The organism is Vulcaniibacterium thermophilum, from assembly GCF_007923255.1.
In the GTDB taxonomy this organism is placed as follows: domain Bacteria; phylum Pseudomonadota; class Gammaproteobacteria; order Xanthomonadales; family Xanthomonadaceae; genus Lysobacter_F; species Lysobacter_F thermophilum.
Genome location: NZ_VOHJ01000001.1, coordinates 130,896 through 155,874 on the forward strand (window position 1 = coordinate 130,896; position 24,979 = coordinate 155,874).

Consider the following 24,979-nt stretch of genomic DNA (forward strand, 5'->3'; position numbering starts at 1 on the left):
CGCGCGATCAGAACGCGCCGCCGAAGGTGAACTGCAGGCGTTCCAGCTCGTCGTCGTCTTCCTTGCGGATCGGGAACGCGTAGCTGATCGAGATCGGGCCGACCGGCGCGCGCCAGACCAGCGCCACGCCCGCCGAGGCGCGCAGCTCGCCGGCATCGAACGCATCGACGTCGGTGAACACGTTGCCCACGTCCACGAACGCCGACACGCGCGCCGTCGGCGTGCGCAGCAGCGAGGGGAAGTACATCTCCAGCGAGCCGACCGTCTTCAGCGCGCCGCCCATCGGCTGCGCGGTGCCGCCGGGGCGCGGCGCCGCGCGCGGCCCGAGCGTGTTGTCGCGGAAACCGCGCACCGAACGCACGCCGCCGGCGTAGAAGTTCTCGAAGAACGGCAGGCCGCTGGCGGTGACCGTGCGCTCGAAGTCCGGCGAGGTGGTAAGGCACGGCTCGCTCGGCGCAGGCCCCGGCGTGTAGACCGGCGGCGTGCTGGCGTTGTTGTCGTGGTCGACCCAGGTCGGCGGGGTGAAGCAGATGTTGCGCGTCACGTCGTCGCCGTAGCTGTCGCCGTAGCCCAGATCGACGCGCGTGTTGAGCACCAGGTGGCGCGAGAGCGGCCAGAACTTCGAGAAGTTGTAGCTGAGCTTGAAGTACTCGGCCGTCGAACCCGGCAGCGTCATCTCCAGGCCGACGCGCTGGATGGTGCCGCGGTTCGGCGTCAGGAAGTTGTCGATCGTGCTGCGCTGCCAGCCGAGCTCGGCGCGCCAGGCATGGAAGGTGCGCTGGTCGAGCGCGTCGACGTAATCGACGATCGGCGCGGGCGAATACGTCTCGCCGACGAAGATCTGGTTGCTGTCGGCGCCGACCATCAGCGAGACGGTGTCGGTCTCGGTGATCGGCAGGCCCAGCACGACCTGGCCGATGCGGCTGGTGGTGGAGTACTGCGCCGTGTTGAAGTCGGCGTTGTCGAACTCGCGGTACGACAGGTGATAGCCCAGCGACAACCCGTTGTCGGTGAAGTACGGGTTGGTATACGAGAAGTCGTAGCGCTGCACGAATCGGTTGCGCTGCGCCTGCACGGCGACGCGGTTGCCGCTGCCAAGGAAGTTGGACTGCGACAACTGGATCTGCGTGGTCAGCCCCGAGAGCTGCGAATAGCCCACGCCGAACACGAAGCTGCCCGACGTGGTTTCCTTGACGTTGAACACCACGTCGACCTGGTCCGGCGTGCCCGGCACCGGCTGGGTTTCGACGTCGACCTGCTCGAAGAACCCGAGCTGCTGCAGGCGGATCTTGGAGCGGTCCACCGCCGCCTGCGAGAACCAGGCGCCCTCGAACTGGCGCATCTCGCGGCGGATCACCTCGTCGGAGGTGCGGGTGTTGCCCTTGACCTGGATGCGGCGCACGCTCACGCGCGGACCGGGCACCACCTCGAGCGTCAGATCGACCGTCTTGTTCCCGCGATCGACGTCGGGGATCGGATTCACCTGCGCGAACGCGTAGCCGATGTTGCCGAGCGTGGCGGTGATCGAATCCGAGCTCAGCTCGATCAGCCGCCGCGAGAAGATCTGGTCGGGCTTGACCAGCACCAGCCGTTCGACCTGCTCGCGCGGCAGCACCGTGTCGCCGGCCAGTTCGACCTTGGCCACCTTGTACTGGTCGCCCTCGGTGATGCCGGCGGTGATGTACACGTCCTGGCGCTCGGGACTGATCGCCACCTGCGTGCTGTCGACGCTGAAGTCGACGTAGCCGCGGTCGAGATAGAACGCGTTGAGACGCTCGAGGTCGCCGGACAGCTTCTCGCGCGAGTACTGGTCGTCGCGCCGGTACCAGCTCAGCCAGTTGCTCGGGCGCGATTCCCAGGCGTCGAGGATCTGTTCCTCGTCGAGCTTCTCGGTGCCCACCAGGTTGATGTGGCGGATCTTGGCCGCCTTGCCTTCCTTGATGGTGATCGTCAGGTCGACGCGGTTGCGGTCCAGGCGCGCGACCGTCGGGGTGATCTCGACGTTGTACTTGCCGCGGTTGTTGTACTGCCGCGTGAGCTCCTGCCTGATGCGGTCGAGCGCGAGGCGGTCGTAGGTGTCGCCCTCGCGCAGGCCGGCCTCGCCGAGGCCCTTCATCAGGTCTTCGGTCTTGATGTCCTTGTTGCCGGTGACCGTGAGCTTGTTGATCGCCGGGCGCTCGGTCACCGTCACCACGAGGATGTCGCCCTGGCGGTCCAGGCGCACGTCGTCGAAGAAGCCGGTGCGGTACAGCGCGCGGATCGCCTCGGCGGCGCGCGCGGAGTCGATGCGGTCGCCGCGTTCCACCGGCAGATAGGTGAACACGGTACCGGCGGAGATGCGCTGCAGGCCGTCGATGCGGATGTCGGTGACGGTGAACGGATCGACCGACTGCGCCCACGCGGGAGCGGCGAGCGCCGCGGCGAGAGCGAGGGCGAGCAGGCGGCGAGGAAGGGGTCGCGTCATCATCACGTCCGGTTGGGAGTCGTCGACGCCCGCGGACGGGCGACGGGTCTGCAGGTTCGGGCCGGCCGCCGCCATCAGCGCACCAGGTTGTTCACGATGTCGTTGTAGAACGCCAGGCCCATCAGCCCGACGATCAGCGCCAGGCCGACGTACTGCCCGGCAGCCATGACGCGCTCGCTGACCGGGCTGCCCTTGATCAGCTCGATAAGGTAATACAGCAGGTGACCGCCGTCCAAGATCGGGATCGGCAGCAGGTTCAATATCCCGAGGCTGAGCGACAGCAGCGCCAGCATCGACAGGTACCAGGCCGCGCCCTGCTGGGCGAACGCGTTCGCGGCGCGCGCGATGGTGAGCGGACCTGCGACCGTGTGCTGTGCGGACACCTTGCCGCTGAACGCGCGGCCGATCATCGCGAACAGCTCGCGGGTCTGCTGCGCGCCCTCGCGCAATGCGGCCGGCACCGCGGCCACCGGACCATGGCGCAGCAGCGCGTCCTTCCCGGGTACCGCCACCTGGATGCCGAGCGCCCAGTACGTGCGGCCTTCGACGGTGCGCTGCCGCGGCCGCAGCGACACCGCGAGCTCGCGGCCGTCGCGGGCGAGCCGCAACCGCACCGGCGTGCCGCGCTCGCCGGCGCGCTGCACGAGCGGAAGGATCTGATCCCAGCGTTCGATGGGCTCCCCGTCGACCGCGAGGATGCGGTCGCCCGGCCGCAGCGCGCCGAGCGCCGGCGCTGCGGCGACCGCGCCGACCACGGGCGCCGGCGCGAGATGGCGCGGCACCAGACCGACCGCGCGCACCGCATCGAGGCCGCGCAGGCTGTCGGGCAGACGCGACAGGCGCAGCGTGCGCGTGGTCTCGCCGCCCGCGGCGGTGCGCACGCGCAGCGCGACGTCGTCGCGATCGAGCGCCGCCGGCAGCAGGCGCGTTTCGACTTCGGTCCAGGTGCTCACCGGCGTGTCGCCGACCGCGAGCACGGTGTCGCCCGCGCGCAGGCCGGACTCGGCCGCGACGTCGCGTACCGCGCCGATCACCGGCGCGTAGTCCGGCCGGCCGATGACGAACATCGCCCACAGCAGGGCGATGCACAGCAGCAGGTTCGCCAGCGGCCCGGCGACCACGATCGCCATCCGCTTCCACACCGACTGGCGGTTGAAGGCGCGATGCCGCTCCTCCGGCGCCACCTCGCCCTCGCGCTCGTCCAGCATCTTCACGTAGCCGCCGAGCGGGATCGCGGCCACCACGAACTCGGTGCCGTCGGCGCCGCGACGCCGCCACAGCGGCGTGCCGAAACCGATCGAGAAGCGCAGCACCTTCACGCCGCAGCGGCGCGCCACCCAGAAGTGGCCGAATTCGTGGATAGTGATGAGGATGCCGAGGCTGACCAGCAGCCACCACACCGAACCGAGGAACTCATTCATGGGTGGGCGGCTCTCGGGAAACCAAACGGGAACTCAGGACGCGGGGAACGCACGGAGGAGGGACTCGGCATGGCGGCGCGCGCGCGCGTCGGCGTCCAACAGGACCGCAAGCGAGGCCGCAGGTTCCGCGGGGATCGCCTCCAGCGTCGCACGGACCACCTCGGGAATGGCCAAGAATGCGATCCGGCGCTGAAGAAAGGCTGAAACCGCCACCTCGTTGGCGGCGTTGAGCACCGCCGGTGCGGTGCCGCCCGCGCGCAGCGCGTCGAAGGCCAGCGCCAGGCACGGGAAGGCGTCGAGGTCGGGCGCCTCGAAGTCGAGCCGGCCGTGACGGACCAGGTCCAGCCCGGCCACGCCCGAGGCGATGCGTTCCGGCCAGCCGAAGCCGACCGCCAGCGCGGTGCGCATGTCCGGCAGGCCCAGTTGCGCCAGCAGCGAGCCATCGGCGAACTCGACCAGCGAATGGACGAGGCTCTGCGGATGCACGACGACCTCGATGCGCTCGGCCGGCACGCCGAACAGGTGGTGCGCCTCGATCACCTCCAGGCCCTTGTTCATCAGCGTGGCCGAGTCCACCGAGATCTTCGGCCCCATCGACCACCTCGGGTGCGCGATCGCCTGTTCGGGCGTCACGTCGTGCAGCGATTCGCGCGGGCGTCCGCGGAAGGGTCCGCCGGAGGCGGTCAGCACGATGCGCGTCACGCCAGCGCGTCGCCAGTCGTCGCCGTGGCCCCAGGCGCCATGCCCGACCGGCAGGCACTGGAACAGGGCGTTGTGCTCGCTGTCGATCGGCACCACCACCGCGCCGGCCTCGTGCGCGGCGCCCATCACCAGCTCGCCGGCCAGCACCAGCGATTCCTTGTTGGCCAGCAGCAGGCGCTTGCCGCTGCGTGCGGCGGCGAGCGTGCCCGGCAGGCCGGCGGCGCCGACGATCGCGGCCACCACGGTGTCGCACGCGTCGCTTGCGACCAGCGCCTCCAGCGCCTGCGTGCCGCAGTGCGCCCGGGTCGCCAGGCCGCGTTCGCGCAGGCCCTCGCGCAACGCGTCGAAGCAGGAGGCATCGTCGATCACCGCATGCTCGGGGCGGTGGGCCGCACACAGCCGCAGCAGCGCCTCGACGTTGCAGCCGGCGGCCAGCACGCTCGCGCGCAGGCGCTCGGGATGGCGCGCGATCACGTCGAGGGCCGAGGTCCCGATCGACCCGGTGGCGCCCAGTACGGCGATCCGGCGCATCTCAGAACCCCAGCAGACCCTTGCCGAGCGCGAACACCGGCAATGCCGCCAGGACGCCGTCGATGCGGTCGAGCACGCCGCCGTGGCCCGGAATCAGGTGCCCCGAATCCTTCACGCCGGCGTGGCGCTTGAGCAGGCTCTCGAACAGGTCGCCGACCACCGAGAACAGCACGGTCGCGAACGCGAGCAGCGCCACCAGCGGCAGCTCCGCCACGCCGGCCTTGGCGAACAGGGCGAACGGGAGGCTCACCGCGACGCCGGCGGCGACGCCGCCGAGCAGCCCTTCGACCGTCTTGTTCGGGCTTACCACCGGCGCCAGCTTGCGGCGGCCGAAATGGCGGCCGACGAAGTAGGCGCCGGTGTCGGCCGCCCACACGATCGCCAGCGCCGCCAGCAGCCAGCGGTGGCCGTTGGGCTCCTCGACGTGGATCCAGCCGAGCGCGGCCCAGGCCGGGATCACCGCCAGCGCGCCGGCCGCGAGCTTGAACACCCGCGCGTGGGTCTGGTGGTTGCTGCCGAAGCGGGGGAAGCGCAGCCACAGCAGCGCCAGCACCCACCACACCACGCCGACCACGGTCGCCGTCTGCAGCAGGGCGAGGCTGAAACCCTGGGTGGAGCGCGAGGCCCATACCAGCGCCACCATCATCGCCACGTGCGCGACCAGCAGCACCCAGCGGCCCAGCGTGTCCTCGATTTCCGCCAGCTCGAACCATTCCCACAGGCCGGCCAGGAAGACCACGGCGGCCAGCGCCATCATCCAGGGCGTGGGCAGCAGCAGCATCGCGGCGATCGCGACGGGCGTCATCACCAGCGCGGCGATCAGGCGGGTTCGGGTCATTGCGGGTTTCCTTGCGGGGTTGCGTCGCTGCCTTCGCGCGCGGCGATCTGCGCGCCGGTCAGGCCGAAGCGGCGTTCGCGGCGGGCGTAGTCGTCGAGCGCCTGCTGGAGTGTCGCCGCGTCGACCTCGGGCCACAACCGCTCGGTGAACCACAGTTCGGTGTAGGCGAGCTGCCACAGCAGGAAATTGCTGACGCGCATCTCACCTCCGGTGCGGATGAACAGGTCCGGCGGCGGCAGATCGGCCAGCGCGACGCGCGCGCCGACCGCGGCCTCGTCGATCGCCTCCGGCGCGAGGCGGCCGGCCGCGACCTCGAGCGCCAGCGCGCGCGCGGCCTGGGCGATGTCCCAGCGCCCGCCGTAGCTGGCGGCGATGGTCAGGTGCAGGCGCTGGTTGGCGCGGGTGAGCGCTTCGGCCGCGTCCATGCGCTCGACGATGGCCGGCTGGAAGCGCTCGCGCTCGCCGATGAAGCGGATGCGCACGCCGCGGCGGGCGAGGTCGTCGACCTCGCGCTCCAGCGCGGTCATGAACAGCTTCATCAGCGCGCCGACCTCGTCCTGCGGGCGGCCCCAGTTCTCGCTCGAGAAGGCGAACAGGGTCAGCGCCCGGATGCCTTTCTCCAGGCAGAAGTCGATGCAGACGTTGACCGCGCGCGCGCCGGCGCGATGGCCGATGGCGCGCGGACGCCGGCGGCGCTCGGCCCAGCGGCCGTTGCCGTCCATGATGATGGCCAAGTGCCGCGGAATGCGCGGCGCGGCGGAAGTCGCTTCCGACATGACGACGGCGGCCGGCGCCGTCAGACCGCCATCAGTTCCTGTTCCTTCGCCTTGACGATCTCGTCCACCTCCTTGATGGCGTGATCGGTCAGCTTCTGGATCTCGTCCTCGGCGCGGCGCACGTCGTCCTCCGTGATCTGCTTGTCCTTCAGCAGCTCCTTGACGTGGTGATTGGCGTCGCGGCGGATGTTGCGGATCGCGACCTTGGCGTCCTCGCCCTCCGAATGCACCACCTTGGCCAGTTCGCGGCGGCGCTCCTCGGTGAGCGGCGGCAGGTTCAGGCGGATCACCGTGCCCGCGGTGTTCGGCGTCAGTCCGAGGTCGGAGGCGAGGATGGCCTTCTCGATCGGGCCGACCATCTGCTTCTCCCACGGCGTGATGGTGATCGTGCGCGCGTCGGTGACCGCCACGCTCGCGACCTGCGAGACCGGCACGTCCGAGCCGTAGTAGTTCACCTTCAGGTGGTCCACCAGGGCGGTGGAGGCGCGGCCGGTGCGCAGCTTGACCAGCTCCTGACGGAAGGCCTCCACGCTCTTGGCCATGCGGGTCTGCGCGTCTTTCTTGATCTGGTTGAGCATCGCCGGCTCCGGGATATCGCGGTAAGCGCGCGATTATACGGGGCGCGGCAGCGCGCGCGCCGGTCAGTGGCCGCCGTGCGGGGCGCGGACGTGGCGATCGTGCTCGCAGCCCTGCCCGTGCTCGATCTGCAGCGTCGGGTGGTTGATCCCGAAGCGGGCGTCGAGCGCGTGGTTCAGGCGGTCGATGAAGGCGTCGTGGTCGCCGGGGTCGGGGCGGACCAGGTGCGCCGTCATCGCCACTTCGCCCGCGCCCAGCGACCAGATGTGCAGGTGATGGACCGCCCGCACGCCCGGCTGCCCGCGCAGGAACGCCTCCACCTCGGCGCGGTCGATGCCGCGCGGCACGGCGTCCATCGCCGCATCGAAACTCTCGCGCAGCAGGCCGAACGAGCCCACCGCCACCACCGCGGCGACCAGCGCGCCCATCGCCGGGTCGAGCCAGGCCCAGCCCAGCCACAGCATCCCGGCGCCGGCCAGCACCGCCGCCAGCGACACCGCGGCGTCGGCCATCAGATGCAGGAAGGCGCCGCGGCGGTTGAGGTCGCGCTGATGGCCGCCGCCGTGCACCAGCCAGGCGGCGCCCAGGTTGACCGCGATGCCGATCGCGGCCACCGCCATCACCGGAACGGCCGGCACCTCGGGGGGCTGTGCGAAGCGGCGCACGGCCTCCCACGCCAGCGCGCCGGCGAAAGCGACCAGCACGATCGCGTTCGCCAGCGGCGAGAGCAGGGTGGCGCGGCGCCAGCCGTAGGTGTGGCGCGCGGTCGGCGGCCGGCGGGCGATACGCGCCGCGCCCCACGCCAAGCCCAGGCCGAGCACGTCGCCGAGGTTGTGCAGGGCGTCCGACAGCAGCGCCAGCGAGTTGGTCGCGAACCCGTAGCCGGCCTCGAGCGCGGTGTAGGCCAGGTTGACCAGGGTCGCGATCGCGAACGTGCGCGTCGCGCTGCCGTGGCCGTGAGCGTGATCGTGATCGTGGTGGCGGTGGTGCGCGTGCATGCGGCGATGGTGGCATGCGCGGGCGGCGGACACTATTCCGCGGCCGCCCGGGGCGTGCCGCCGCGACGCCGGCGGCCGGCGATCACGCGCCGCCGTTGCGGCCCTGCACCAGCGTGCCGATGTTCTCGCCGCGCAGGATCCTCAGCAGCACGCCGGGCTGGCCCATGTCGAAGATGCGCAGCGGCAGGTCGGAGTCGCGGCACAGGGCGAACGCGGCGGTGTCCATCACCTCCAGCTCGCGCGCGATCACCTCGTCGTAGGTGAGCTTCTCGAACCGCACCGCGTCGGCGTGCTTCTTGGGGTCCTTGTCGTACACGCCGTCGACCTTGGTCGCCTTCAGCAGCAGATCGGCGCCGATCTCGATCGCGCGCAGCGCCGCGCCCGAGTCGGTGGTGAAGAACGGGTTGCCGGTGCCGGCGGCGAAGATGGTGATGCGGCCCTTCTCGAGGTGACGCACGGCGCGGCGGCGGATGTAGTCCTCGCAGACGTCGTTGATCTTGATCGCGCTCATCACCCGGCACTTGGCGCCGAGCTTCTCCAGCGCGTCCTGCATCGCCAGCGCGTTGATGACGGTGGCCAGCATGCCCATCTGGTCGCCGGTGACGCGGTCCATGCCGGCCGCGGCCAGACCCGCGCCGCGGAAGATGTTGCCGCCGCCGATGACGAGGGCGATCTCGGCGCCGGCCTGCTGCGCTTCGATCACCTCGCGCGCCAGGCGCCCGATCACCTTCGGATCGATCCCGTAGTCCTCGTCTCCCATCAGCGCCTCGCCGGACAGTTTGAGCAGGACACGGCGGTAGGCGAGCTGGGACATGACGACCTCATGGAGTGGGGGCAAACGGCGGAATTGTAAGGGAGCGCCGCGACGCGCCGGTTCACGGCCGCCGACGCCCCCGCCGGCGACGCCGCGGATCGTCGCCCGCGCGGGTGGGGGGGAGGCGTGCCGGCTCCGTTATCGAATGCAGTCCGGCCGGGCAGCGGGTCAGGCTCGAACGTATCAGCCGGCGTCGTGTGGTCTACCATGCGGCGCCGGGCGTCCGGAAAAGTGCGGTGCCCCTCCGCCATGCTCAGACCCGCTGCCCGTGCCGGATCACCCGTGTTCGTACTCCGTAGCCGTTGGAAACCGAGACCGTGACCGAAGCGCCACTGGGCCCGGCCCACGACGGGGACGGATTCGATGCCTTCGTGCGTCGGCATCATGCCGCGCTGGTCGGTTTCCTGGCCCGGCGTTGTCATGAGGAGGACGCGCGCGACATCGCGCAGGAAGCCATGGTGCGGCTGATGCGCTACCGCGACCAGCCGCCGGAGAAGCTGAAGCTGCTGATGTACCGGATCGCCCTCAACGCGCTGCTCGACAGCGGCCGCCAGCAGACCAGCCGGCAGGCCGGGGCGCACGTCAGTCTGGACGCGGATTTCGAGCGGCTGCCGTCGGCCGAGCTGCCGCACGAACAGCGCATCGAGCACCAGCAGCAGCTCGAACGGGTGCGCGCGGCGATCCTGCGGCTGCCGGCGCGCTGCCGCGAGATCTACCTGCTGAACCGGATCGAAGGCATGAGCTACACCCAGATCGCGCGGCACTGCCGGATCTCGGTCGGCGCGGTGGAGAAGAACATCAGTCGTGCGCTGCACCTGCTGCGGCTGCACCTGCAGGGACACGTGGCCGGGGAAGGCTCATGAACGAATCGACGATCGCGCGACCGACCAGTACGGGCGGTCCGGAACAGGCCGACGCCTGGCTGGCGCGCCTGCTCTCGCCGGAGTGCACGCGCGAGGAGCGCGCCGAGTTCGAACTGTGGCTGGCGCGCTCGCCGCGGCATGTCGACGCCTATCTGGAAGCGGAGACGATGCACCGGCTGGTGGCCGAACTGGGCGACGATCCGCTGCTGCGTGCCGCCGCCCGTCGCGCGCGGCGCGAGGCCGGCGCGCGCACGGCAGGCCGGCGCTGGGGCTGGATCGCGAGCGGGCTGGCGGCGGCGCTGGCCCTGGTGGCGGGCGGCGCGCTCTGGCTCGGGCGGGCACCGCAGCCGCCTGCGGCGGAGGCCTTCGCCACCGTCGTCGGCCAGCAGCGCAGCCTGGTGCTCGCCGACGGCACGCGCGTGCATCTGGATACCGACTCGGCGATCGTCGCCCGCTTCGGCGAGGACGCGCGCGAGATCGAGGTCGAGCGCGGTCGCGTGCAGTTCACGGTGGCCGCCGATCCGCATCGCCCGTTCCGGGTGCGCGCCGGCGCCGGCACCGTCGAGGACATCGGCACCACGTTCCAGGTGCGCCGCGAGGGCGCCGACGTGAGCGTCGGGCTGATCGAGGGCGCGGTGATCGTCAGCGGACGCGAGGGGGCCTCGGCGCGGCTGGCGCCCGGCGAGCAGATCGCGGTCGACGCGCGCGGCCGGGTGGGGACGCGCGAGGCGTTCGATCTCGAGGTCGCCTCCGGCTGGACGCGCGGCGAGCTGGTGTTCAAGCGCCGCCGCCTGGACCAGCTGGTGGCGGAGATGAACCGCTATTCCAGCACGCGGCTGCGGCTGGCGGACGCCGAGCTCGGCGCGCTCACCGTCAGCGGCGTGTTCCATGCGGGGGATCAGGCGTCGCTGGTGGCGGCGCTGCGACAGGGGTGGGGCTTGCAGGCCGAGCGCACGGGCGATGGGGAGATCGTCCTGCGCAAGGCGCGCTAGCTAGGACGCTTTCGGCAGGAGGTCGAGAGCAGCAGCCCAGGGAGGGCTTGCGGCGGGCGGGGGCGCTGGATTCCGTCCGCGGCACGGTCAGGCAGGACCGCCGGGCGGCGCCAGGAAGGCTGCCGCCCGGCACTCTGCGATGCGGGGCGCCGGTTGCGCGCCGATGCCTGCCGCGTTCATGACGGCCGCGTTGCGCGGCCGGATGGCCTCTCGTAAGGTGGCAGGTCCCTGCCGCCCTGCCGACGAATGGCCAAGCCCCGCTTCACGCTTGCCCTCTGCTGCGCATTGAGCTTCACCGGCGCTGCGGTGGCGGCGGAAACCGGGCAGGCGGCGAGAACCGCGTTCGAGATCCGCGCCGGCTCGCTGGACAAGGCGCTGGAGACGCTCGCGCGCCAGAGCCGCATCCAGATCCTCTACGCCCCCGAGCTGGTCGCCGGCCGGCGCAGCCGCGGGCTTTCCGCGGCGTTGACGCCCGCCGAGGCGCTGGAACGGCTGCTCGCCGGCACCGGGCTGCGCGCGGTGGCGGTCAACGCCAACACCTTCCTGCTGCAGCGCGCGCGTGCGCCGGCGCCCGCGCCGCGCCCCGCGCCGTCGCCGCGCGCGGACGATGCGATCGCGTCGCTGGAGAGCGTGGAAGTCACCGGCACGCGCATCCAGCGGCACGACATCGACGTGCTGACGCCCTCGCCGGTCACCCTCATCACCCGCGAGGACATCGAGGCGAGCGGCCATCAGACCCTGTTCGACCTGCTGCGCGCGCGGCCGGGCATGGTCGGCCATCATCCGGTGGACGTCGCGGTGGAGGGCGGCGGCGGCGTGCAGCAGCCGTTCGCGGCCGCCGCCACCACCAGCCTCAACGCGCTCGGCCCGCGGGCGACGCTGTTCCTGGTCGATGGCCGCCGGGTCGCGCAGTACGGCCTCATCTCCACCGAGCTGGGCGGGCTGGTCGACCTCGACGGCATTCCGCTCAGCATGGTGGAGCGGATCGAGATCCTGCGCGGCGGCGCCTCGGCGATCTACGGCGCGGACGCGATGGCGGGCGTGGTCAACATCATCCTGCGCCGCGAGCTCGAGGGCGGCGAGGTGAGCGCACGCTACGGCGAGTCGGCCCACGGCGACGCGCAGGAGCGCCGGGTCTCGTTCGGCAACGGCTTCGACCTGCGGCGCGGCGGCCACCTGTTCGTGTCCGGCGACCGCTTCGAGCGCGAGGCGCTCGGCGCCGGACGACGCGACTGGCGCACGCAGGACATGCGGCGCTTCGGCCTGGGCGACTGGCGCTATCCGCTCGGTTACCGCGACGAGGACGGCGCGCTGCTGCGCACCGACTGCCCGGCGTGGAGCGGGCTGGGGCCGGGGTGCCTGTTCGATCCGCCGCGATACGACACCCTGCAGCCGGCGCAGGAGCGCACGTCGCTGTACGCCCGCCTGCAACAGCCGCTGGGCGGGGACCGCCTGTTCGATCTCAGCGCGCGCGCGAGCGACGCCCGGCAGACCCTTTCGGCGGCGCCGTTCTACGCGCGCGTGCGGCTGCCCGAGGCGCTGCGGCAGACGCCGCAGGACTACTACCTCGATTACGCCTTCTTCGACACCGGCCCGGTGCGCGGGATCACCGACACCCGCAGCGCCGACGTGGCGGCCCGCCTGCAGGGCGGCTGGCGACGCTGGGACTGGACGCTGCAGGCCTCGTACAGCCGCAACCAGGTGACCAGCCGCGCCGAGGGGCTGGTGCGGACGGACGCGTTCATGGACGCGCTGGAGGCGGGGGAATACCGCTTCGGCGCGCCGGACAACCCGCGCGAGGTGCTGGAGCGGATCTCGCCCGACGTGAGTTCGCGCGGTGTCTCCACCTTCGAGCAGGTGGGGCTGGAGGCCCACGGGCCGCTGTTTTCGATGCCGGCCGGCGAGGCGATGATGGCGGCCGGCATCGAGTACGGCCGCGACCGCCTGCGGCATCGCCCGGACGCGCTGATCGTGACCCGCGCGCTGGCGCTCGCGCCGCAGAAGCTCGACGTGGACACGGGGCGGCGCCACGCGTCGCTGTTCGCCGAAGTCAGCCTGCCGCTCGCGCGTCGCCTGCAGGCGGACCTGGCCGCGCGCGTGGACCAGCGCGAAGGCTACGGCAGCCGGCTGTCGCCGAAGATCGGCATGAAATGGCGCGCGCGCGACCGCTTCACGCTGCGCGCGACCGCGGCCGACGGCTACCGCGCGCCCTCGCTGTTCGAACTGCGGCAGCCGGTCAATTTCGACAGCTACGCGATCGTGGCGCGCACGCCGGCGCTGGCGCCGTGCGCGTTCGAGTTCGAGTTCGAGGACGCCGCCTACTGCATCGTCGAGCGCGGCGCGGTGGAGAATCCCGATCTGCGGCCGGAAACCTCGCGCAGCTACACGCTCGGCGCGGTGTGGACGCCGGCGCGCGACCTCAGCGTGGAACTGGACCGCTTCCGCATCATCCGCCGCAACGAGATCCAGCCGGGCAACGCGCTGGTCGATCCGGCGGCGTTCCCGCGCTCGCTGCGGCGCGATGCCGACGGCCTGCTGATCGGCATCGACGACTACTTCGAGAACGTCGGCCGCACCGACGTGCGCGGCTGGGAAGTGCAGGCGCGCTACGTGCTGGAGAGCGCGCGTTTCGGACGCTGGTCGCTGCAGGCGGCCGGGCAGGTGCTCGACCGCATCGAACGCCAGCCGCATCCCGGCGCGCCGGCGCTGCAGCACGCCGGCCACGGCGCGCCCGACCGCAGCGCGCTGGCCTCGCTGCAGTGGAGCCGCGGCGACTGGACCACCACGCTCAGCGCGCGGGCGGTGGGGCCGGTGCGGCTGGCCGAGCCCGGCGATTTCTGCCCGCGCTTCTACCTGCGCGCCGGCCGTTGCAATACCCCGGGCTGGACCACGTGGGATCTCAACCTGGTCTACGCGGGCGTTCCCAACTGGCGCTTCAGCCTCAACGTGCGCAACCTCGCCGACCGCGAGCCGGTCAACTACGACATCGACAAGGCCGGTTACGACATCGCCTGGGACGACCCGCGCGGCCGTTACGTGCTGCTCGGCGTGAGCTACCGCTTCGAGTGACGCCCCGAAGGGGGGTGAAGCGTGACGCGCGTCGTTATCGAATCGGCGCGAGGTTGCGCGCTCAATCCCTGACGAGGTTCAGAACGATGCAGAACAGGACGCATGCCGCGCGCCGGACGCGCGGCGACAGGACGTCGCGCGGCCGCTCGGCGCTCGCCGCCGCCATCGCCGGCGCATTGCTGTTTTCCGGCGCCGCGCTGGCGCAGGATCCGGGCCGCGGCGGCGATCCCGACTCGTGGGTGACCGACGAATTCGCGGCCGACTGGGGGCTGCAGGCGATCAACGCCCACTACGCCTACGCCCGCGGACTGACCGGACGCGGCATCCGCCTCGGCGTGTTCGACAGCGGCGCCGATCTGCGCCATCCCGAGTTCGCAGGCCGCACCCACCGCGGCATCCGCATCGCCGACCTGCTGAAGGACGGCAGCCGTTGCACCAACACGGTGGCGCTGGAAGGGCCGGACGCCTGCTTCATGTCCGACGGCGACCGCGCGCAGGTCGAGTACTTCGAATACACCGACGAGGACCGCGCGCTGGTGCAGTACCTCGTCGAGATCGGCTACCTCTACGACTGGGTGCCGGACTACCTCGAGTCCATCGCCGGTTTCAGCTACAACGCGCACGGCACGCACGTGGCCGGCACGATGGTCGCCAACCGCGACGGCGAAGGCACGCACGGCGTCGCCTTCGGCGCGGATCTGACCACCGCGCGCCTGTTCTCCAACAGCTACTACGACCTGTTCTCGCTGCTGGGCGTGGGCGGCGAGTCGTACCAGATCGGCCCCGATTCCACCGCGGTCGCCAGCATGTACGCGCAGATGGCGGCGCAGGGCGTGCGCGCCATCAACCATAGCTGGGGCCTGGCGCAGGAGCCCACTTCGGTGGAGGAGATGGACGAGCTGTACGCGCTGCCGGGCGTGGCCGAGTACTTTGCCACCTATGCCGATCCCTCGCTGCAGCACGGCATGCTGCAGGTGTGGGCGGCCGGCAACAACTACGGCGAGATCGCCGGCATCTACGCCACGCTGCCGCGCTGGGTCGAAGGCCTCGAGCAGTACTGGCTGAGCGTGGTCAATCTGGCGCCGAACGGCCAGCTCGACGACAGCTCCAGCATCTGCGGCCAGACCAGGGACTGGTGCGTCACCGCGCCGGGCACCGGCATCGCCTCCACCATCGTCGACGGCGAGATCGACGGACGCGTGGTGCGCGATGCCGACGGCAACTTCGTCGGCCTCGAGATCGACGAGGAGAACCCGGAGTACGGCTACGCCGACTTCACCGGCACCTCGATGGCCGCGCCGCACGTCACCGGCGCACTGGCGCTGCTGATGGAGCGCTTTCCGTATCTGAACAACCCGCAGATCCGCGACGTGCTGCTGACCACCGCCACCGACATCGGCGAGGAAGGCGTCGACGACATCTACGGCTGGGGCCTGATCGACCTGCGCCGCGCGATCGAAGGCCCGGGCCAGATCCGCGTCGACACCGAGGTGGTGATGAACCAGCGCGCCGGCGGCGCCAAGGTCTGGGAAGGCCTGGCCTGGGACGACTGGACCAACGACATCGGCGGCGACGGCCGGCTGACCAAGTCCGGCATCGGCTGGCTGCGTCTGAGCGGCGACAACACGTTCGGCGGCCTGACGGTGAAGCAGGGCGTGCTCGAACTGGACGGCGACAACGCGCTCGGCGGCGATGTGCGCGTGCAGGGCGGCTTCCTGCTGCTCGATGGCGGCCTGCACACCACGCTGCAGGTCGACGGCGGCCAGGCGATCGTCAACGGCCTCCAGACCGGCCTGACCACGATCGGCGCCGGCGGCAAACTCAGCGGCGCCGGCACGCTCGCCGACACCACGGTGGCAGGCACCGTCGCGCCGGGCAACTCGATCGGCACGCTGACCGTCGACGGCAATTACGTGCAGACCGCCAGCGGCGTGTACGAGGCCGAGCTCGCCGCCAACGGCAGCGCCGACCTGCTGCGCGTCACCGGCAGCGCGACGCTGGACGGCACGCTGCGGCTGTTCGCATCGGCCGGCCAGTACCGGCTCGGCCAGAGCTACACCCTGCTGACCGCCGGCGGCGGTATCGACGGCCGCTTCGCCACGCTCGATACCCGTGCGTTCTCGCCGTTCCTGCGCTTCCTGCCGGACTACCGCACCAGCGCGTTCGGGCTGAGCGTGGTGCGCGGCATGGCGCTGGCCGACGCCGCGCGCACGCCGAACCAGCGCGCGGTGGGCGCCGCCGCCGATCGCGCGGCCGACAGCGACCCGATGCTGCAGACCCTCGCGCAGATGTTCCCGGCGCAGGCGCTGCCGGCGTTCGACGCGCTCAGCGGCGAACTGCACGCCAGCGCGCAGGCGGCGCTGATCGCCGACAGCCGCCACCTGCGCGATGCCGCGCTGGCGCGCGCGCAGGCGGGCGAGGGCGCGTTCGATGCCGCGGTCGAGGGCGAGGCGCAGGGCACGGCGTGGGTGGAACTGCTGCGCACCGGCGGCAAGCTCGATGCCGACGGCAACGCGGCGCGGCTGGACCACGACGGCGACGCCACGCTGGTCGGCTACGACTACCGTTTCGCCAACGGCTGGCGGATCGGGGCGTTCGGCGGCGTCGGCGACGCCCGCCTGGACGTGCGCGATCGCGCTTCCGAGGCCGAGGTCGACTCGCGCCATCTCGGCGTCTACGCCGCGCAGAACTGGGGCGGCCTCGGCGTGCGCGCCGGCATCGTGCAGTCGCGCCACGAGCTCGACATCGAACGCACCTTGGCGTTCCCGGGCATCACCGCGCAGACCCGCGCGCGCTACGACGGCGACGCCCTGCAGGGCTTCGCCGAGGCCGGCTACCGCTTCGGCGCGCAGGCCTGGGAGGTGCAGCCGTTCGTGCAGTACGCGCACGTCCGCCTCGACACCGACGGCTTCCGCGAGAGCGGCGGCGCGGCGGCGCTGACCGGCCGCGGCGAGGAGGAGCGCCGCGACGTCGCCACCGCCGGCCTGCGCTTCGCGCTCGACCTCAAGGGCGCGCGGCAGGAGGAAAGCTGGCTGAGCCTGCGCGGCATGATCGGCCGTCGCCACATCGGCGGCGACGGCGCCCCCGCGAGCACGGTGATGTGGACCGGCGGCAGCGCGTTCGACGTGCGCGGCACGCCGCTGGCCGACGAGGCGACGGTGCTCGAAGCCGGCCTGGCCGCGCGGCTGGGTCGCGACGGTCTGCTCGAGCTCGGCTACAGCGGCCAGCACGGCGACCAGGCGCGCGACCACGGACTCAACGCCCGACTCTCCTGGAAGTTCTGAGCCTCCCGCGCCCGCGGCGGGCTTCCCGTCGCGGGCGCGGAACGGATTCGCTGGGCTCGTTCAGCCGCCTTCGGGCGGCTGTTTTTTCGTCTGCGGCCGCCTATGCTCGGCCTTCGCATCCGACCGAGGTGAACGATGAGCGTCAGGAGCCTGAAGGAGTTCGTCGAGAGCAGCCGGCAGAAGGACGCCAGCCCCGAGCCGTTCGAGCTGGAGAGCTCGCACCTGCTCGAAGTGAAGCTGAGCGGCCGCGTGTGGGCGAAGGCCGGCGCGATGGTGGCCTATCGCGGCGCGGTGAAGTTCACCCGCCAGGGCGTGCTGGAGCAGGGCCTCGGCAACCTGCTCAAGAAGGCGCTCACCGGCGAGGGCACCCAGCTCATGAAGATGGAAGGACAGGGGCGCGTGTATCTGGCCGACTCCGGCAAGAAGATCACGCTGCTGCGCCTGGCCGGCGAGTCGATCTACGTCAACGGCAACGACGTGCTGGCCTTCGAGGACGGCATCGCCTCCGACATCACGATGATGCGCCGCGTCGCCGGGATGATGTCCGGCGGTCTGTTCAACGTGCGGCTCTCCGGCAACGGCGTGGTCGCCATCACCTCGCACTACGAGCCGCTGACGCTCGCCGTCACGCCGGACCAGCCGGTGTTCTGCGATCCCAATTCGACCGTCGCCTGGTCGGGATCGCTCAACCCCGACATCGTCACCGACATCTCGCTCGGCACGCTGTTCGGGCGCGGCTCGGGCGAGACCGTGCAGCTCAAGTTCGCCGGCGAGGGCTGGGTCGTGGTGCAGCCTTACGAAGAGGTGTATTTCCAGCAGCCCGGCGCCGGCCGCGGCTGACGGCGGCATCGCGCCGTGGGGCGCGCGAATCCCCCCTCGCTCGGCGCGCCAAGCGGCGTAGGGCGGGACTCGTCCCGCCCGCGGATGTGGCGAAGCCGTGCGCGCCTCCGGCGTGTCCGAGCCACGTGTCGTGATCGGGGCGTTGGGCTTCGCCTGCGGCTCAGCCCAACCTACAGGCGTAGGGCGGGACTTGTCCCGCCGTGGATGCCGATGAAGCCGCGCGCGCCTGCGGCGTGTCCGTGCCATGTCTCGTGATCGGGGCGTTGTTGGGCTTCGCCTGCGGCTCAGCCCAACCTACAGGCGTAGGGCGGGACTTGTCCCGCCGTGGATGCCGATGAAGCCGTGCGCCCGCAGCGTGTCCGTGCCCGTGTCGTGATCGGGGCGTTGTTGGGCTTCGCCTGCGGCTCAGCCCAACCTGCAGACGTAGGGCGGGACTTGTCCCGCCGTGGATGCGGCAAAGCCGTGCGCCCGCAGCGTGTCCGTGCCCGTGTCGTGATCGGGGCGTTGTTGGGCTTCGCCTGCGGCTCAGCCCCACCTACAGACGTAGGGCGGGACTTGTCCCGCCGCGGATGGGGCGAAGCCGTAGGCGCTTGCGGCTCGTCACCGCGCCTCCTCCACCCCGCACCCCGAATTCCCAAACGAAAAGGCCGCGGTCCCCCGCGGCCTTTCGCTTGCTGCATCGGCAGGAAGGCTTACGCCAGGCCGGCCTGCTTCATCACCTCGGCGGCGAAGTCGTCGGCCTGCTTCTCGATGCCTTCGCCCACGGCCAGGCGCTTGAAACCCACCACATCGGCGCCGGCGGTCTTCAGCACCTGCTCGACGCTCTGGTTGGTGTCCATCACGTACGGCTGGCCGTACAGCGTGTTCTCGCTGACGATCTTGTTGAGCTTGCCGCTGATGATCTTCTCGAGGATGTCGGCCGGCTTGGCCTTGTCCTTCTCGCTCATCTTCGCCAGCTCGATCTCCTTCTCCTTGGCGATGAACTCGGCCGGCACGTCGCTGGCCTTGTTGTAGGGCGGGTTCATCGCGGCCACGTGCATGGCGATGCCGCGCGCCAGCTCCATGTCGCCGCCCTTCAGCTCCACCAGCACGCCGATGCGGCCGCCGTGCACGTAGGCGGCGACGTGGTTGGCGCTGTCCACGCGCACCATGCGGCGCACCTGCACGTTCTCGCCGACCTTGGCCACCACCGCGGCGCGCGCTTCCTCCACGGTCTCGCCGGAGGCGATCTTCGCCTGCTTCAGGGCTTCGACGTCCTGCACGCCGGACGCGAGCGCGGCCTGCGCGACGGCCTCGGCGAAAGCGAGGAAATTGCTGTCCTTGGCGACGAAGTCGGTCTCGGAGTTGATCTCCACCAGCACCGCCTTGCCCTCGCTCTGGGCGACGGCGATGCGGCCCTCGGCGGCGACGCGGCTGGCCTTCTTGTCGGCCTTGGCCAGGCCCTGCTTGCGCAGCCACTCGGCGGCGGCGTCGATGTCGCCCGCCGTCTCGGTGAGCGCCTTCTTGCACTCCATCATGCCGGCGCCGGTGCGCTCGCGCAGTTCCTTGACCAGGGAAGCGGTGATTTCTGCCATGGGACACCTCGAATCGGAAAACGGGCAGGCGGAGGCGCGTGGACGCGCCGGGCGCCGGGGGAAAGGGGATTGCGCGGCCGCGCAGCGTCGCGCGGCCGCATGACGCGGGAGTTACTCGGCGGCAGGCGCTTCGGCGTCGGCCTTCTTGGCCGGGCCCTTCTTGGCGTTGCCGCGGCCGCGCGGGGCCTTGCGGTCGTCCTTGGCGGCGGCTTCGTCGCCCTCGACCGCCACGAACTCCTCGTCGCGCGCGCCCATGACCGGCGCCGCGGCCTTGCCTTCCAGCACGGCGTCGGCGGCGGCGCGGGCGTAGAGCTGCACGGCGCGGATGGCGTCGTCGTTGCCCGGAATCGGGTAGTCGACGATGTTCGGGTCGTAGTTGGTGTCGACCACGGCGACCACCGGGATGCCGAGCGCCTTGGCCTCCTTGACCGCGATGTCCTCGTGGCCGATGTCGATCACGAACAGCGCGTCGGGCAGGCGGTTCATGTCCTTGATGCCGCCCAGCGAAGCCTGCAGCTTGTCGCGCTCGCGGCGCAGGGCCAGCACTTCGTGCTTGACCAGGCGGTTGAAGGTGCCGTCGGTCTCGGCCGCTTCCAGCTCCTTCAGGCGCTGCACCGACTGCTTGACGGTGCGGAAGTTGGTCAGCGTGCCGCCCAGCCAGCGCTGGGTCATGTACGGCATGCCGCAGCGCTCGGCCTCTTCCTTGATCGCGTCGCGCGCGGAGCGCTTGGTGCCGACGAACAGGACGATGCCGCGCTTCTGCGCCACGCCCGAGAGGAAGTTCATCGCGTCGTTGAACAGCGGAACCGTCTTCTCGAGGTTGATGATGTGGATCTTGCCACGGGCGCCGAAGATGTACGGGCCCATCTTGGGGTTCCAGTAGCGGGTCTGGTGGCCGAAGTGAACGCCGGCCTCCAGCATCTGGCGCATGGTGATCTGGGGCATTGCAGTGTCTCCAGGACGTGGAACCGGCCGCCGCGACGATGGAAAAGGGCGGGTGTCCCGCCGATGCGGGACGCGGGTTCCGGGGTTGGGCCTCCCCGCCGCGTTCGTGGCCGAACCCGCAGGCGGACCTGACGGGCACCCCGGCACGAAGGTGGGCGGCGGGTGTGTATTCGCCTGCGCGGAAGCGGGCTTCGCGCGCTGCGCCCGGCGTGGGCGGCCGACGACCGGGGCCGTCGGCAAGCCGCGCATTCTAGCGGGGCGGCGGAGCGGGCGGCAACCGCGGCGGTTCAGCGGGGGCGGCGGGCGCCGAGATCGAGGCGGGCGGTATCGCGAACACGGACCTCGACGCTGCGGGTGGCCGAGGCGTCGTCCAGATACCACGGCAGCGGCAGGTTGTCCGGCAGCACGGTGATCGTGTGCGTGCCCACCGCCACCCGCGGGAACTCGAAGTTGCCGAGGCTGTCGGTGCGCACCGACCAGCGCCCGTCGAGCACGACGGTGAGGTTCGCCGCCGGCAGTTCGGCCGCCGAACGCACGCCGTCGTCGTTGTCGTCCAGGAACACGCTGCCGGCGATGCGGCCGTGCGCGGCGTTCGGCGGCCCGCCCAGCACCGCCTGCGGCCGCCCGGCCTGGCGCTGGAACTGTAGGCTGAGCAGCAGCGCGCGGTCGCGCGGCAGGCGCACGAACGGCTGCTCGTTCGCCAGCGGATCGATGACGAACGGCGAACGCTGCGAGCCGCGCGTCTCGTAGTAGGCCGCGGTCAGCGTCAGGTGGCGCGACAGCCGCCAGTTGAGGCCGAGATTGACGTCGTTGCCGCGCAGCGCCGAGGGGCCGTCGGCATGCGTCCAGCGCGCGCTGCCGTCGAGCGAAAGGGTGTCGGTGAGATCGGCGCTGCCGTAGAACGCGACGCTCGCGGTGGTCGTCGCGGCCTCGCCCTCGGCGGCCACCGCGCCGTAGGAGGCGCTCAGCGCGAGACGGCGGCCCTGCTGCAGCGGCAGATCCTGGTCGAGGGTCAGCAGCCAACTGTCGCCGCTGCCTTCGCCGCCGGCCTGATCGAACTGCAGGCGCGTCTGGCCCCAGACGGTGCGCTTGTCGAGGAAGAGCTGCACGCTGTGCGCCACGTCCGGCGTGCGCCGCAGGTTGACGCTGGCGCCGTAACCGAGCGTGGTGCTGGCCTGGTAGCGCGCGTAGCCGGTGGCGTACCAGCCGTCGAGTCCCGGGCCCTCGAGCGTGCGCAGGCGGTCGATCCCGGCGGTCCAGTTCCAGCGCGCGTACTGGTAGCTCAGACGGTAGTAGCCGCCGGCGACGTTGTTGTTGATCGGCAACGCGCCCCAGGCGAGATCCGGCTCCAACCGGAACAGCCCGGCGTTGTGGCCGAAGCGTCCGCGGCGGTGGGCGTAATCGGCCCAGACGCCGAGCGCGGAATCGAGTCCGTCGCCGGCGCTGCCGAGCAGGTTCATCTGCAGGGAGGCATCGCCCGACGTGCGCGCCACCGCGGTGTGCAGCGCCCGCGTGCGGCCGGGCTGCAGCGCCGCCTCGCCGGGCGGCGGCAGCGAACCGTCGGGGTCGGGCACGACGCGGCCGTCGGTGACCAGCGCGGTGGCCGCGCCGCTCCACAGCGGCGAGAAGCGCCATTGCGCGCCGAGGGTGCCGACCTGCCCGGAGGCGACGTCGAAGCCGACCACGCGGGTGCCGTCGTACCGCCCGGCGCGTCCGAACGCGGCCTGCAGCTCGGTTCCGGTGTCCGGGTTGCGCCAGCCGCTGGCGATGCCGGCGAAGCTGACGGTCGGCAGGAAGAAGCGGTACTGGTCGCGCAGCATCGGCACGGTCGGCGTGTTGAGCACGCCGAGGCCGTTGTCGACCCGCCAGCCGCCGTCGAGCGGCAGATTGCGCTGCCACAGGGTCGCGCTGCCGCCGACGCCGGTGCTGCCGGGGCGCTCGCTGCGGAAGGCGGTGAAGTCGAAGGAGAAGCTGCCGAGCGCGGCGGTCTCCCAGAACGCGCCGCCACGCAGGCCGTATTCGTCGTACGAGGCGTCGCCGCGCTGGTTGCGGCTGACGAGGACTTCGGCCCGCTGGCTGCGCGGCAGGCCGCCGCTGTCCTCCGGGGCGTCCTCCTCGGGCGCCAGCGGCGGCAGTTGCGCGGGCGAAAGGATGCGGTCGCGGTAAGGTTCCGCGTCGCGCGCGGCGGGACGCCCGCCCGCCGGCGCCACGGCCGGAGGCAGTTCGCGCTGGGCCGCCGGCCCGCCCAGCGTCAGCACCGCCGCGCGGGTGAGGACGTTGCCTTCCCCGTCCTCGCGCTCGTCGGTTGCCGCCGGGGTCGGCGTCCGGGCCCAGGTCGCGCCGGCGAGGATGGCCAGGATCGCCGCGCTCAGCCGGCGGGCGCGCGGCGCGCCGGAGCCGCTCATCCCGGAAACGTGCCTTCGACGTCCACCGCGCCGGCCGACGTCTCCAGGCGGCCCTTCAGCCGGACCGGGAAGCGCAGCGTCGGCGCCGGGGCGTCGGGACGGTCGGCTTGCGGGACCAGCGGGATCACGCGGGTCTCCCCCGGCAGGATCGGAAGGCCGTTGGGCGCGAACGCGTAGCGCGTGCCGCCGGCGTCCTCGCCTTCGACCAGGCCGTCCAGGCGGCCGTGGGCGTTGCCGTCGTTGCGCACCTCGATCGCGGGCACCTCGCGGCCCTCCACCGTCGCCGTGCGCGTTCCCATCACCGTCAGCCTGGGCGCGGCGCCGCCGACGGCGAGGTAGACGATCACTCCGATCCGCCCGGCGATCGGCACGGTGGAGCCGCGCACCGCCTGCGGGTCGCCCTCCAGCATCAGCGCGAAGCGGCATTCGCCGACCGGCGCGTCGGCCGGCACGGCGACCTCGAACCGGTAGCGTCGCTTGCCGTTGGCCGGCAGGTGCACCTCGGCCGCCTCCAGGCCGACCCACGGCCGGCAACTGCCGGGCGCCAGCGCGTAGTCGAATTCCGCGCTGGCGTCGGCGCGCAGGGTCCAGTCGGCGGTGCGGATGCCCAGCCGCGCCGGCTGGCTGGAGACGTTGGTGATCTCCAGCACGCTGCGGAAGGTCTCGCCCGGCTTTGTCGACGCCTCGAAGCGGGGCGGCGAGACCAGCACGGAGAACTCCTGCGCCGCGGCGGGCAGCGCGCAGAGAGCGAGAGCGAGCAGGGCGGACAGGCGGATCACGGGGTATCGACGTCGATTTCGAAGCGGAACTCGACCGCCTCCGTGCGGAACAGGCGGCTGCCGTCGGCTTTCAGCGTGAGCAGCAGCACGTCCTCGATCTCGTCGGTCGCGATCGGGCCGGCGTAGACCAGCGTGCGCTGGCCGCTGCGCACGGTGCCGGGCAGCAGCCGGCCATGCGTGGTCCAGGACGCCGTCAGCGCATCGAACGCCTGCGGCGGCAACGTCAGGTAGATGCGGCCCTCCCGCCCGCGCCACGGCGACACGTCCAGCCGCGCCACCACGGTGAGCTGGCCGATCACCGCATTGCTGCCGCGCCCGGGCACCGGATCCTCCCAGCGCGTGCGCACGAGCGGGCTCTGCACATGGCTGCGGCTGTCGTCGACCGGGAACGTGGACGCGGCGGTCGCGGGGCCGGCAGCCAGCAGGAGCGCAAGCGGAAGGAAGCGGCTCATGGCGCGGTCAGCGTGTAGGTCGCACGCCCGGTGTAGGTGCCCGCCGGCACGACCGCGTCGTTGGCGTAGAAGAAGCTCATGCAGCTCTCGCGCCACGAGTTGTCTCCGAACGTCGCGAGCGTCTGCACGCCGCCGTTGAAGCTCCCGGCCGGCACAGGCTGCGCCGTTCCGGCGCCGTCACTGTTGCCGCTGGTGGTCCAGCGGATCTGGCCGATCGGGATGGCGTCGCCGAGGCCGTTGCCGAGCGAGGGCGGCGTCGTCACCGTAAGCGTCGCTGTCCCCGACTCCCGCCTCGGCAGCCGGTAGAAAAACCCGACGTAGACCTGGTTGGGATTGCAGAACAGGTAGTTGTCCCAGTGGCTGATCTGCTGCGGGGTTCCGCCATTGACGGCCATCGCCAGGTCGGTCCCATTGCCGACCTGGGCGGCCGGGATCGCCAGCGATACCATGTTGACCGTGGTGTTCGCTTGCAGCGTGTCCTCGTCGCTGCTGTACGGCGTGCCGTTGTAGCCACCGGTGCCCACGCGCAGATAGATCGCGCGCGGCCCGGGCGAGATGGTGACGGTGAACGCGTTCGCCAGGCACGGCAGCGCCAGCGCGGTCACCAGCAACGCAGGCCGCACGCGGCGGAGCATCGGGACGTCCTCGCGAGAAAA

At 71.7% G+C, this 24,979-nt stretch carries 19 protein-coding genes; 5 read left to right on the forward strand and 14 right to left on the reverse strand.

What is annotated here, in order from left to right; genetic code table 11:
- Positions 1-7: 7 nt before the first annotated feature.
- The 8 genes from bamA to pyrH all read right to left on the reverse strand — a co-directional run bounded on the left by bamA (position 8) and on the right by pyrH (position 9,120).
- On the reverse strand, positions 8-2,464 hold the full coding sequence (gene bamA, locus FQY64_RS00645; RefSeq protein ID WP_146471771.1) for an outer membrane protein assembly factor BamA: 2,457 nt from the start codon (positions 2,462-2,464) through the stop codon (positions 8-10).
- Between the two features lie 74 nt (positions 2,465-2,538).
- Positions 2,539-3,885 carry an RIP metalloprotease RseP gene (gene rseP, locus FQY64_RS00650; RefSeq protein ID WP_146471772.1) on the reverse strand — a complete coding sequence of 449 codons (1,347 nt, stop codon included), beginning with the start codon at positions 3,883-3,885 and terminating at the stop codon, positions 2,539-2,541.
- A gap of 33 nt (positions 3,886-3,918) precedes the next feature.
- The gene (locus FQY64_RS00655; protein WP_146471773.1) at positions 3,919-5,118 is read right to left on the reverse strand and encodes a 1-deoxy-D-xylulose-5-phosphate reductoisomerase; all 1,200 of its coding nucleotides are present in this window, start codon (positions 5,116-5,118) and stop codon (positions 3,919-3,921) included.
- A gap of 1 nt (position 5,119) precedes the next feature.
- Positions 5,120-5,956, reverse strand: a complete 837-nt coding sequence (locus tag FQY64_RS00660; protein ID WP_146471774.1) for a phosphatidate cytidylyltransferase — start codon at positions 5,954-5,956, stop codon at positions 5,120-5,122.
- Positions 5,953-6,732: a polyprenyl diphosphate synthase gene (gene uppS / locus FQY64_RS00665; protein ID WP_146471775.1), complete on the reverse strand. Its 780-nt coding sequence runs from the start codon at positions 6,730-6,732 to the stop codon at positions 5,953-5,955. Before uppS ends, FQY64_RS00660 begins: the two co-directional genes overlap by 4 nt.
- A gap of 20 nt (positions 6,733-6,752) precedes the next feature.
- Entirely contained in the window at positions 6,753-7,310 is a 558-nt protein-coding gene (gene frr, locus FQY64_RS00670; protein ID WP_146471776.1) for a ribosome recycling factor, read from the reverse strand.
- A gap of 63 nt (positions 7,311-7,373) precedes the next feature.
- A complete protein-coding gene (locus FQY64_RS00675; RefSeq protein WP_146471777.1) occupies positions 7,374-8,306 on the reverse strand; it encodes a cation diffusion facilitator family transporter in 933 nt (310 codons plus the stop codon).
- Between the two features lie 82 nt (positions 8,307-8,388).
- Entirely contained in the window at positions 8,389-9,120 is a 732-nt protein-coding gene (pyrH, locus tag FQY64_RS00680) for a UMP kinase (protein ID WP_146471778.1), read from the reverse strand.
- Positions 9,121-9,437: 317 nt separating this feature from the next.
- On the opposite strand from pyrH, the gene FQY64_RS00685 reads away from it, so the two are divergent.
- The 5 genes from FQY64_RS00685 to FQY64_RS00705 all read left to right on the forward strand — a co-directional run bounded on the left by FQY64_RS00685 (position 9,438) and on the right by FQY64_RS00705 (position 18,168).
- Positions 9,438-9,983: an RNA polymerase sigma factor gene (locus tag FQY64_RS00685; protein WP_268245294.1), complete on the forward strand. Its 546-nt coding sequence runs from the start codon at positions 9,438-9,440 to the stop codon at positions 9,981-9,983.
- A complete protein-coding gene (locus tag FQY64_RS00690; RefSeq protein ID WP_146471780.1) occupies positions 9,980-10,975 on the forward strand; it encodes a FecR family protein in 996 nt (331 codons plus the stop codon). Before FQY64_RS00685 ends, FQY64_RS00690 begins: the two co-directional genes overlap by 4 nt.
- A gap of 246 nt (positions 10,976-11,221) precedes the next feature.
- Positions 11,222-14,044: a TonB-dependent receptor gene (locus tag FQY64_RS00695; RefSeq protein WP_146471781.1), complete on the forward strand. Its 2,823-nt coding sequence runs from the start codon at positions 11,222-11,224 to the stop codon at positions 14,042-14,044.
- An 86-nt stretch (positions 14,045-14,130) separates the two neighbouring features.
- A complete protein-coding gene (locus FQY64_RS00700) occupies positions 14,131-17,328 on the forward strand; it encodes an autotransporter domain-containing protein (RefSeq protein WP_146471782.1) in 3,198 nt (1,065 codons plus the stop codon).
- Between the two features lie 135 nt (positions 17,329-17,463).
- Positions 17,464-18,168 (forward strand): AIM24 family protein, encoded by a 705-nt coding sequence (locus FQY64_RS00705; RefSeq protein WP_146471783.1) that lies wholly within the window; start codon positions 17,464-17,466, stop codon positions 18,166-18,168.
- 692 nt (positions 18,169-18,860) lie between these two features.
- Here the strand turns inward: FQY64_RS00705 and tsf are convergent.
- From tsf to FQY64_RS00735, 6 genes are all read right to left on the reverse strand, one after another.
- Positions 18,861-19,742: a translation elongation factor Ts gene (gene tsf, locus FQY64_RS00710; protein ID WP_146471784.1), complete on the reverse strand. Its 882-nt coding sequence runs from the start codon at positions 19,740-19,742 to the stop codon at positions 18,861-18,863.
- A 111-nt stretch (positions 19,743-19,853) separates the two neighbouring features.
- On the reverse strand, positions 19,854-20,687 hold the full coding sequence (gene rpsB / locus FQY64_RS00715) for a 30S ribosomal protein S2 (RefSeq protein ID WP_146471785.1): 834 nt from the start codon (positions 20,685-20,687) through the stop codon (positions 19,854-19,856).
- 287 nt (positions 20,688-20,974) lie between these two features.
- The gene (locus FQY64_RS00720; protein WP_146471786.1) at positions 20,975-23,092 is read right to left on the reverse strand and encodes a carboxypeptidase-like regulatory domain-containing protein; all 2,118 of its coding nucleotides are present in this window, start codon (positions 23,090-23,092) and stop codon (positions 20,975-20,977) included.
- Entirely contained in the window at positions 23,089-23,871 is a 783-nt protein-coding gene (locus tag FQY64_RS00725) for a hypothetical protein (protein ID WP_146471787.1), read from the reverse strand. The genes FQY64_RS00720 and FQY64_RS00725 overlap by 4 nt, the downstream gene beginning before the upstream one ends.
- On the reverse strand, positions 23,868-24,323 hold the full coding sequence (locus FQY64_RS00730) for a hypothetical protein (RefSeq protein ID WP_146471788.1): 456 nt from the start codon (positions 24,321-24,323) through the stop codon (positions 23,868-23,870). The genes FQY64_RS00725 and FQY64_RS00730 overlap by 4 nt, the downstream gene beginning before the upstream one ends.
- Entirely contained in the window at positions 24,320-24,946 is a 627-nt protein-coding gene (locus tag FQY64_RS00735; protein ID WP_146471789.1) for a hypothetical protein, read from the reverse strand. Before FQY64_RS00735 ends, FQY64_RS00730 begins: the two co-directional genes overlap by 4 nt.
- Between the last annotated feature and the right edge of the window lie 33 nt (positions 24,947-24,979).

Bases quoted from the DNA above. Each gene is read 5' to 3' on its own strand.
- bamA (WP_146471771.1), bottom strand. From the start codon at position 2,464: ATGACGCGACCCCTTCCTCGCCGCCTGCTCGCCCTCGCTCTCGCCGCG.
- rseP (WP_146471772.1), bottom strand. From the start codon at position 3,885: ATGAATGAGTTCCTCGGTTCGGTGTGGTGGCTGCTGGTCAGCCTCGGC.
- FQY64_RS00655 (WP_146471773.1), bottom strand. From the start codon at position 5,118: ATGCGCCGGATCGCCGTACTGGGCGCCACCGGGTCGATCGGGACCTCG.
- FQY64_RS00660 (WP_146471774.1), bottom strand. From the start codon at position 5,956: ATGACCCGAACCCGCCTGATCGCCGCGCTGGTGATGACGCCCGTCGCG.
- uppS (WP_146471775.1), bottom strand. From the start codon at position 6,732: ATGTCGGAAGCGACTTCCGCCGCGCCGCGCATTCCGCGGCACTTGGCC.
- frr (WP_146471776.1), bottom strand. From the start codon at position 7,310: ATGCTCAACCAGATCAAGAAAGACGCGCAGACCCGCATGGCCAAGAGC.
- FQY64_RS00675 (WP_146471777.1), bottom strand. From the start codon at position 8,306: ATGCACGCGCACCACCGCCACCACGATCACGATCACGCTCACGGCCAC.
- pyrH (WP_146471778.1), bottom strand. From the start codon at position 9,120: ATGTCCCAGCTCGCCTACCGCCGTGTCCTGCTCAAACTGTCCGGCGAG.
- FQY64_RS00690 (WP_146471780.1), top strand. From the start codon at position 9,980: ATGAACGAATCGACGATCGCGCGACCGACCAGTACGGGCGGTCCGGAA.
- FQY64_RS00695 (WP_146471781.1), top strand. From the start codon at position 11,222: ATGGCCAAGCCCCGCTTCACGCTTGCCCTCTGCTGCGCATTGAGCTTC.
- FQY64_RS00700 (WP_146471782.1), top strand. From the start codon at position 14,131: ATGCAGAACAGGACGCATGCCGCGCGCCGGACGCGCGGCGACAGGACG.
- FQY64_RS00705 (WP_146471783.1), top strand. From the start codon at position 17,464: ATGAGCGTCAGGAGCCTGAAGGAGTTCGTCGAGAGCAGCCGGCAGAAG.
- tsf (WP_146471784.1), bottom strand. From the start codon at position 19,742: ATGGCAGAAATCACCGCTTCCCTGGTCAAGGAACTGCGCGAGCGCACC.
- rpsB (WP_146471785.1), bottom strand. From the start codon at position 20,687: ATGCCCCAGATCACCATGCGCCAGATGCTGGAGGCCGGCGTTCACTTC.
- FQY64_RS00720 (WP_146471786.1), bottom strand. From the start codon at position 23,092: ATGAGCGGCTCCGGCGCGCCGCGCGCCCGCCGGCTGAGCGCGGCGATC.
- FQY64_RS00730 (WP_146471788.1), bottom strand. From the start codon at position 24,323: ATGAGCCGCTTCCTTCCGCTTGCGCTCCTGCTGGCTGCCGGCCCCGCG.